Raw genomic sequence first — 8,045 nt, forward strand, 5'->3', positions numbered from 1 at the left:
CCAGCTGGAGACCGCCGACGGCTTCACGCTGATGGCCGCTGACACACCGAGCAGCATGCCCTACACCAAGCCCGCCGGGATGTCGGTGTCGGTGAGCGGTGACGACGAGGCCGAGCTGCAGGGGTTCTGGGACGGCCTCACGGCCGACGGGACGGTGGTCATGCCGTTCGAGACCCCGCCGTGGGGTGGCCGTTTCGGCATGCTGACCGACAAATTCGGCATCGACTGGATGGTCGCACTGAACGCCTCCCCGGCCGCTTAGCGCTCGGGGAGCCGGCCCTGTGGAATATCGGCCTACGCCGTCTGCGGGGCCGGCACCTCGAGTTGCTCCGCCGGCATGTGCACGTCGGACCGGTCGCGGTAGTGCCCCACGAGCGCGAGGATGACGCCGCCGACGAACCAGCACGTGAGCACGGTCCACTGCATCGCGGTCGCCGCATCCGGGAAGTAGCTCAGCGAGCGAAGGAGGTTCGACGCGGCTCCCGGCACGAAGTACTGCCCGATGGCGCCCCACGGCTCGGGGAGGAACTGCATCGGCACGGCGGCGGCCGAGATCGGGTTCGCGAAGAGCACGGTGACGATCGCGGCGATCCCCAGCCCGGCGCGGCCGAGCAGCGCGTTCATTCCGATGAGAAACGCCGCCGTGGCGGACATGCCGAGTGCGAGCGCGGCCGCGTTGAGCAGCCAATCACCCTGCAGCAGCCCGAACCACGTCTGCATGATGAGGGCCGCGAGCAGACCTGCGGCGATGCCGAACACCACGAGGCCGGCGAGGCGGCGGACCGCCCCGGCGACGAGGAGCGACAGCAGGATGCCGCCCAGCATGCCGCCGAGAGTCAGCGGAAAGGCCGCGGCGGCCAGGCCCGCGCCCGTGGGGTCGGACGAGGCCAGGGGCACGACATCCGTCACCGTCACGGTGGGTATCTCGGCGCCCTCGTTCGCCGGGGGCGTCACCGCCGGAGGCTGACCGGTCGCCAGCGCGGTGCCCAGTGCCTGCACCTGGGCGAGCAGCGCCTCTTGCACGCCCGCGCTCACCTGGGCCTGCAGCTGCGTGGCCACGCCGCGGAGTGCCTGCGCTGCGGCGGGGCTCGCCGCACTCGCGACGAGCACCTCGGGCTCGTCGAGGAGGATGGCGCCATAGAGCTCGCGCGCCTCGATCTGCGACACGGCGTCGTCGCGTGAGGAGACCTCGACGAGCGTGAAGGGGTCGGTCTCCTGCGCCTCGAGGGCAGCCTCGAGCGCGGCTACGCGGTCGGCGGGCCCACTGATGCCGACCGGAAGGTTCTGCGGCTTCGAGGTCGCGGCCGGCCACACGAAGGCGATGATCAGCACGGCGATCGCCAGCGACGCGGCGAGACCGTAGGCGAGGGCGAGGTCCCACCTGGTGCGGGGATTGACGTTGTCGGACATGAGAACTCCTAAAGAGAATGGCGGTTCTGTTTACAGAATAGCAGAACGAGTATTCTCTTTACATGCCCCGCGTGACCGAGAAATACCGCAAGGCCCGGCGAGACGAGATCGCCCTCGCCGCCATCCGCTGCCTCGAGAGGAAGGGAGTGCACGACACCTCGATCGCCGACATCGTGGAAGAGTCGGGCCTGTCGACCGGCGCGATCTACTCACACTTCTCGAGCAAGGTCGAGCTCGCGCGGTACATCGTCGCCGAGTACCTCTTTCCCCGGCTGGACCAGCTGGAGCGGTCAGCCGGGATGATCACGCCCCGCGACGTGCTCACGACGATGCTCGCCGTCTTCACAGACACCGGACTGCCGCCGCGCATCGTGCTGCAGTTCTGGGGCGAAGCGACGATCGGCGGCGAGTTGCGCGAGGAGATGCTGCGCACGGTGGCGCGCTTGCGCTCCGCGCTCGGCGCCGCGCTGATGCCGTGGGCCGAGCTGCAGACATCGGATGCCGCGGCGGCGGAGGCCCTCGTCGCCGACGCGATCCGCGCCGTCGTGCCCCTCGCGCAGGGCTACGTCGCCAACACCGCGCTGTTCGGACCCCGCGATCCGCGCGAGTACGTCGACTCGGTGGTCGCTGCGCTCACGTGAGCCTAGAACTCCTCGTGCGTATCCGGGTCTGCGCCCCAGAGACGTCCGCGCTCGAGCGCCGAGATCGCGGCGACCTCGTCGGCGTCGAGCTCGAAGTCGAACACATCCGCGTTCTCGAGCTGGCGATCCGGATCGGCGGACTTCGGGATCGGCGTGCTGCCCGACTCGATGTGCCAGCGGAGCACGATCTGCGTCGGCGTGACGGCGTGCACCTCGGCGAGGTCGCGGAGCAGGGCCTCCGTGAGCAGTTCGCTGCGCTGGGCGAGCGGGCTCCAGCTCTCGGTGCGGATGCCGTGCTGGGCGTGGAAGGCACGGAGCGCACTCTGCGGAAAGTAGGGGTGCAGTTCGACTTGGTTGACGGCGGGCACGACCCCGGTCTCGTCGATCAGGCGGGTCAGCATCGCCTCGGTGAAGTTCGAGACGCCGATCGAGCGCACCGAGCCGCGCTCGCGCAGCTCGATCATGCCGCGCCACGTGTCGACGTACTTGTCGACCCGGGGATTCGGCCAGTGGATGAGCGACAGGTCGATGCGGTCGAGGCCCATCACGATCAGCGACTCGTTGGTGCTCGCCAGCGCCTCCTCGTAGCCGTGGTTGCGCCCGGGAATCTTCGTCGTGACGATCAGCTCGTCGCGGTCGAGTCCGCTGCGCCGCACGGCCTCGCCGATCTCCGCTTCGTTCTCGTAGTTGACGGCCGTGTCGAGCAGTCGGTAACCCCCCTCGATCGCCGAGACGACGGCCGCGATGCCGTCTTCGCCGCGCAGCCCGTAGGTGCCGAGCCCGAGTTCTGGGAAAGGGTGTCCGTCGTTCAACGTGAGGAGGGGGATGCTGACCATGCCCCCATCTTGCTCCACTCGCGGAGCGCCGTGACAGCTCTTGCGGCTTCTTGCGACGAGATCGGGCACACCCGCATCCGCCCGAACACCTAGATCAGCGAGCGAGCGCGGGCGTTCGCGGCATCCAGTTCTTCGGCACGCCGCTCGACGTGAGCGACCCACTCATCGAGCCGATCGCCCTCGCCGCGGTGCGCCTTGACCGTCGAGACGTTCGCACGAACATTCGCGCGGGCACTTCCGAGCGCCGCCGAGAGGGCCTCGCCAGCGACCTCGAGGTCGGCGCGCAGACTGGGGTTGCCGACGTCGAACAGCAGGGCCAGCTCCGGCACGAGCTCCTCGGCGATCCGGCCGAGGCCGACCGACGAATCGGTGGCGGCCACCGCCGCGCGGCGCACGCGCGCGTCGCGGTCGGGGTGCTCGGACGGCCGCAGCGCCGCGCCGAACTCGGCCGAGACGACGCCGTCCGCCTCGGCGGCATCCAAGGCCCGAATACGCACCGCGGCCACTCGCTCGCCGCACGCCTCCGCCTCGTCGGAGTCCGGCGAGTACTCGGCGACCATGTGCAGGAGTGCCGCGCTGATCGCGATCAGCACGCCGCTCGCCGCTCCCCCGCCCGGCGCCCCGCGCGGCTGCGCGAGCTTGTCGAGCCACGACGAGAGCGGGATCGAGACCGGTACTTCTGCGTCGGCATCCATGTCGTCCACGGTAACGCGGGGCACGCCCGATGCGAACGGCGCGTTCGGTGCCCGGTGGCGATGGCGCGAAGTGCACTACCCTGGGGCCACCTCGACGCCCCGCTCCGGTGCGGCCGAGTCCCGCTGCAGATCGGACCGCCGTGGACGCCGCACTCGCATCGAACCTCATCTGGATCATCGGATTCCTGGTCGACCTGGCGATCAAGATCGTCGCGCTGATCGTCATCCCGCGCGACCGCAAGCCCACCGCGGCGATGGCATGGCTGCTCGCGGTTTTCCTCATCCCCTACATCGGCATCCTGCTCTTCCTGCTGATCGGCAACTTCACGCTGCCCAAGAAGCGCCTGGCCGAGCAGGCGAAGCTCAACACCATCATCGAGGAGAGGGTCGATGCCCTCGACATCCCCTCCCCCGACGACAAGGCCTGGCCCCGCTGGTTCCAGCGCGTCGTGCATCAGAACCAGAAGCTGACGGGCCTCCCGGCGATCGGCGGCAACTCCGCGACACTGATCGGCGACTACAACGGCGCGATCGATGCGATGGCGGCGGAGATCGACACCGCGACGACCTTCGTGCACGTCGAGTTCTTCATCGTCGGGTGGGACGACACCACGCGCGGCTTCTTCTCGGCGATGGAGCGGGCGGTCGCGCGCGGCGTGACCGTACGCCTGCTGGCAGATCACCTGTCGTCGAAGCGAGTCGCGAACAGCGACCAGACGTTTGCCGAGCTCGACCGCATCGGCGTGAAGTGGGCGTGGATGCTGCCGGTGATGCCGTTCAAGGGCAAGTACCAGCGGCCCGACCTGCGCAACCACCGAAAGCTCGTCGTGGTCGACGGCCGCGTCGCCTACATGGGATCGCAGAACCTGATCGACCGCAGCTACGACTCGCCCAAGAACATCAAGCGAGGGCTGCAGTGGCAGGAACTGGTGACCCGTCTCGAAGGGCCGACAGTGGCCGCCGTGAACGCCGTGTTCTTCTCGGACTGGTTTCTCGAGACGGGCGAACGGCTCGACGACGAGCATGTGCCCGCGAAGGACGTCGCGTTCGCGCAGTCTCCCGACGCACTCGTCTGCCAGGTCGTGCCGAGCGGTCCCGCATACACCACCGAGAACGGGCTGCGGCTCTTCCTCTCGCTGATCCACGGGGCCACGGAGCGCGTCATCCTGACCAGTCCGTACTTCGTGCCCGACGAGGCGATGATCTACGCGATCACCACCGCCTGCCAGCGCGGACTCGAGGTGCAGCTCTTCGTCTCCGAGATCGGCGACCAGGGCCTCGTCTACCACGCGCAGCGGTCGTACTACGGGGAACTGCTGCGTGCCGGCGTGCGGATCTTCCTCTATCCCGCGCCCTACATCCTGCACGCCAAGCACTTCTCGATCGACGACGAGGTCGCCGTCATCGGATCGAGCAACATGGACATCCGCTCGTTCAGCCTCAACTCGGAGGTGTCGCTCATGGTGCGCGGCGAGTCGTTCGTGCGTGGAATGCGCGACGTCGAGCAGGGCTATCGGGATGCCGGGCGCGAGCTGACCCTTCAGGAGTGGGATCGCGAGCCGCTCAAGGCGACGTTCCTGGACGGCCTCGCGCGCCTGACTTCTGCACTCAATTAGGTGGGCGACGTCATCGGCGAGGCCACGCCCATGGCACATAACGCGACCGGCATCTGGGCTCATAGCAGATGCGCGGCGCTGCGGCGAGGGGCTGTCGTGAGAATCACAGGGAGGAGTACAGTCACGTTCACCCGGCAGCGTCGCACGGCGTCGCCGGGTGGTCCGGGCGACCGGACGTGACCTCTGGCAACAAGAGAAAGAAGGAACCAATGAGTTTCCTCGCATTCCTGCTGCTCGGCCTCCTGGCCGGCGCCATCGCCAAGCTCATCCTGCCCGGCAAGCAGGGCGGCGGATGGCTGATCACACTGCTCCTCGGCGTTGTCGGCGCCCTCCTCGGAGGATGGCTCGGTAGCGTGCTGTTCGGCACGGGGCTCGAGAACTTCTTCGACCTCTCGACCTGGCTGCTCGCGATCGGCGGCGCGATCATCGTGCTGCTCATCTACGGCCTGATCGTCAACCGCCGCTCCAACAAGGCATAGTCGCCCGATCACTAAAGGAAGGCGCCCGCGGATGCACACGCATCCGCGGGCGCCTTCTGCGTGCCGGGATGCCGCGTGCCGCTAGACTGCTCGCGAACCGCGTCGCGCACAACAAATCCCATACGTGACCCCAGGCGGGTTTGTTATGCGTCGATTGGGTACGGATTCGGGTTTGCGGCGAGCATGTGTGATAGGCCTGCGTTAGGCGCAGACGCTGTTGATCAACGTTGACGATGGCTGCCCTCCACATGGGAAGTGATCAAATCTTGATCCAGTCATCCAGAAAAGTCCGCCGTTCCGCCATCATCTTCACCGCTGTGCTCGCGTTCGCGCTCATACCGGCCGCCGCAGCGAACGCCGACACCGTCATCGACGGGCCGGTGGGTCTCGGTACCGCGGCTCCGTTCGGGGTTCTTGCCGCGTCGACCGTCACGAACACGGGACCGTCGATCATCAATGGGGACGTCGGGCTCAGCCCGCAGACCTCGATCACCGGCTTTCCGCCCGGCATCGTCAACGGCACCATCCATGCGACCGACGCCGTTGCCGCTCAGGCGCAGATCGATCTCACCACCGCCTACAACACCGCCGCGAGCCTGACGCCCACCACTGTGGGACTGGGAGAGCTCGCCGGCCTCTCGCTGACGCCGGGCGTGTACTCGGGCGGCGAGCTGGCTCTGAATGGCGCCCTGACCCTCGCGGGAACCGCCGAGTCGGTCTGGGTCTTCCAGGCCGCCTCGACATTGACCGCCGGTTCGGGCTCGCTCATAACGATCACCGGCGGCGCCAGCGCGTGCAACGTCTTCTGGCAGGTCGGCAGTTCGGCCACGCTCGGGAGCGCGGCGCAGTTCGTGGGAACGGTCATGGCGAACGTATCGATCACGGCCACCACGGGTGCCACCGTCACCGGCCGCCTGCTCGCACGCACGGGTGCCGTCACGCTCGATACCAACACGATCACCGTGGACTCCGCGTGCGACGCCTCGCCGGGAACCGTCACCACCAGCCCGGAGATCACATCGGCCGCGCCTCCGGCCGGCGAAACGGGCACGCCGTACTCCCACACGATCACCGCGTCCGGGACCCCCGCCCCCACCTTCGTCGAAAGCGGCGCGCTGCCGCCCGGCCTGTCGCTGGAGGAGACCACCGGGTTGCTCTCCGGAACGCCGACGACCCCTGGAACCTTCGAGTTCACGGTCACGGCCGCCAATGGGACGGCGCCCGACGCGACGGCGGTGTACTCCATCACCGTCACCGCACCGGCTGTCACCTTGTCGGGCTCCGGGGCATCATCCGGCGCGCTCGCCGATAGCGGCGCCGACCTCGCTCCGGCAGCGATTTTCGCCGGTGTGCTCCTGGCCTCCGGTCTCGCCCTCGCGCTGTTCGCAAGGTCCCGACGCCTCCGCGGCTGAAGACGCCACCGCCTATCGGCGCGGTCGCCGGCCGACGGCGCTCTCCACGGTGATCGCGAGCGCCAGTACGACGAGCACGAGCGCGAGCGCCCACAGGGGCGGCACCACAGCCAGCAGCGGAATGCCGCACACGAGGACGCCGGCTGCTGCGACGCGTGCCCACGGCAACGGCAGACCGATCATCCGAGCGAAGGCCGCGGTCGCGCCGACGTAGACGCCGATCCCGGCGCCCAGCACGCTCGCCGCGAACCACCCGTACGGTTCGGTGCTCCCGATGTGCGCCATCGCGTCTTCGACGCCGAGGGCGGTGAGGATGACGCCGCCGATGATCGCGAGGTGCAGATACGTGTACGCGTTCATCCCGAGCACGACGCGCGCAGCATCCGTTCGCCGCGTGAGCTCGCGCTCCCCCGCCGAGGCGATCCTGACGAAGTAGAACATCCACAGGAGGATCGACACCGTGAGGGCGAGCGTCGCGCCGACGATGATCGACCCGTCGATGGGTTCGCGTGCCACCCCGACACCGATCGCGACGATCGACTCGCCGAGGGCGAGGATGACGACCAAGCCGTGCCGCTCGGCCCAATGGCCGGGCGCGTTGATGCGCCACTGACCTCCACCCCGCGAACTGAGATAGGTCAGCACGAAGTCGTACAGGAAGGCCCCCAGCCAGATCCACGTCTGTGCCGGACCGCCCACGACGGCTCCCACGATGAGAGCGGTCGCGGCCGGCACCATGGCGACGGCCTCGGTCGTCACTACCTGTCGGCGGAGCGCGATGTCATCGCCTGCGGCTATCAGGTAGAGAACGCCGTGGATCACGCGCACCGCGACGTATGCGATCGCCAGGACCAAGGGCCCGTCCAGACCACCCGACATGTCCGCGTAGGCCTCCGGCATCGTGAGCGCGATCACGAATACAGCGATCATCGCCAGACTCATGCCCAGCCGCATGA

General features: G+C 68.4%; 9 protein-coding genes. 5 read left to right on the top strand and 4 right to left on the bottom strand.

The window, feature by feature from the left end; all coding sequences use genetic code 11:
• The coding region (locus VNT50_RS06640) for a VOC family protein (protein ID WP_325484317.1) at window positions 1–262 on the top strand (262 nt) is incomplete at its 5' end.
• 32 nt (window positions 263–294) lie between these two features.
• On the opposite strand, the gene VNT50_RS06645 is transcribed toward VNT50_RS06640, so the two are convergent.
• Complete coding sequence (locus VNT50_RS06645) at window positions 295–1,410, bottom strand: hypothetical protein (RefSeq protein WP_325484318.1); 1,116 nt, start codon at window positions 1,408–1,410, stop codon at window positions 295–297.
• Window positions 1,411–1,472: 62 nt separating this feature from the next.
• Here VNT50_RS06645 and VNT50_RS06650 point away from each other — a divergent pair, with 62 nt between their 5' ends.
• Window positions 1,473–2,051, top strand: coding sequence for a TetR/AcrR family transcriptional regulator (locus VNT50_RS06650; protein WP_325484319.1), 579 nt, complete (start codon window positions 1,473–1,475; stop codon window positions 2,049–2,051).
• Between the two features lie 2 nt (window positions 2,052–2,053).
• Here the strand turns inward: VNT50_RS06650 and VNT50_RS06655 are convergent, their stop codons facing one another.
• Together VNT50_RS06655 and VNT50_RS06660 are read right to left on the bottom strand one after the other, a co-directional pair.
• Entirely contained in the window at window positions 2,054–2,887 is an 834-nt protein-coding gene (locus tag VNT50_RS06655) for an aldo/keto reductase (protein ID WP_325484320.1), read from the bottom strand.
• A gap of 89 nt (window positions 2,888–2,976) precedes the next feature.
• The gene (locus tag VNT50_RS06660; RefSeq protein WP_325484321.1) at window positions 2,977–3,606 is read right to left on the bottom strand and encodes a cyclodeaminase/cyclohydrolase family protein; all 630 of its coding nucleotides are present in this window, start codon (window positions 3,604–3,606) and stop codon (window positions 2,977–2,979) included.
• 116 nt (window positions 3,607–3,722) lie between these two features.
• Here VNT50_RS06660 and cls point away from each other — a divergent pair, with 116 nt between their 5' ends.
• From cls to VNT50_RS06675, 3 genes are all read left to right on the top strand, one after another.
• Window positions 3,723–5,198 (top strand): cardiolipin synthase, encoded by a 1,476-nt coding sequence (gene cls / locus VNT50_RS06665; protein ID WP_325484322.1) that lies wholly within the window; start codon window positions 3,723–3,725, stop codon window positions 5,196–5,198.
• Between the two features lie 209 nt (window positions 5,199–5,407).
• Window positions 5,408–5,677, top strand: a complete 270-nt coding sequence (locus tag VNT50_RS06670; protein ID WP_325484323.1) for a GlsB/YeaQ/YmgE family stress response membrane protein — start codon at window positions 5,408–5,410, stop codon at window positions 5,675–5,677.
• A gap of 266 nt (window positions 5,678–5,943) precedes the next feature.
• Window positions 5,944–7,089: an ice-binding family protein gene (locus VNT50_RS06675; protein ID WP_325484324.1), complete on the top strand. Its 1,146-nt coding sequence runs from the start codon at window positions 5,944–5,946 to the stop codon at window positions 7,087–7,089.
• A gap of 12 nt (window positions 7,090–7,101) precedes the next feature.
• Here the strand turns inward: VNT50_RS06675 and VNT50_RS06680 are convergent.
• Window positions 7,102–8,045 (bottom strand): low temperature requirement protein A (locus VNT50_RS06680; RefSeq protein WP_325484325.1); only part of this gene is annotated, 944 nt, incomplete at its 5' end.

It is taken from the genome of Microbacterium sp., from assembly GCF_035554235.1.
Taxonomy (GTDB): domain Bacteria; phylum Actinomycetota; class Actinomycetes; order Actinomycetales; family Microbacteriaceae; genus Microbacterium.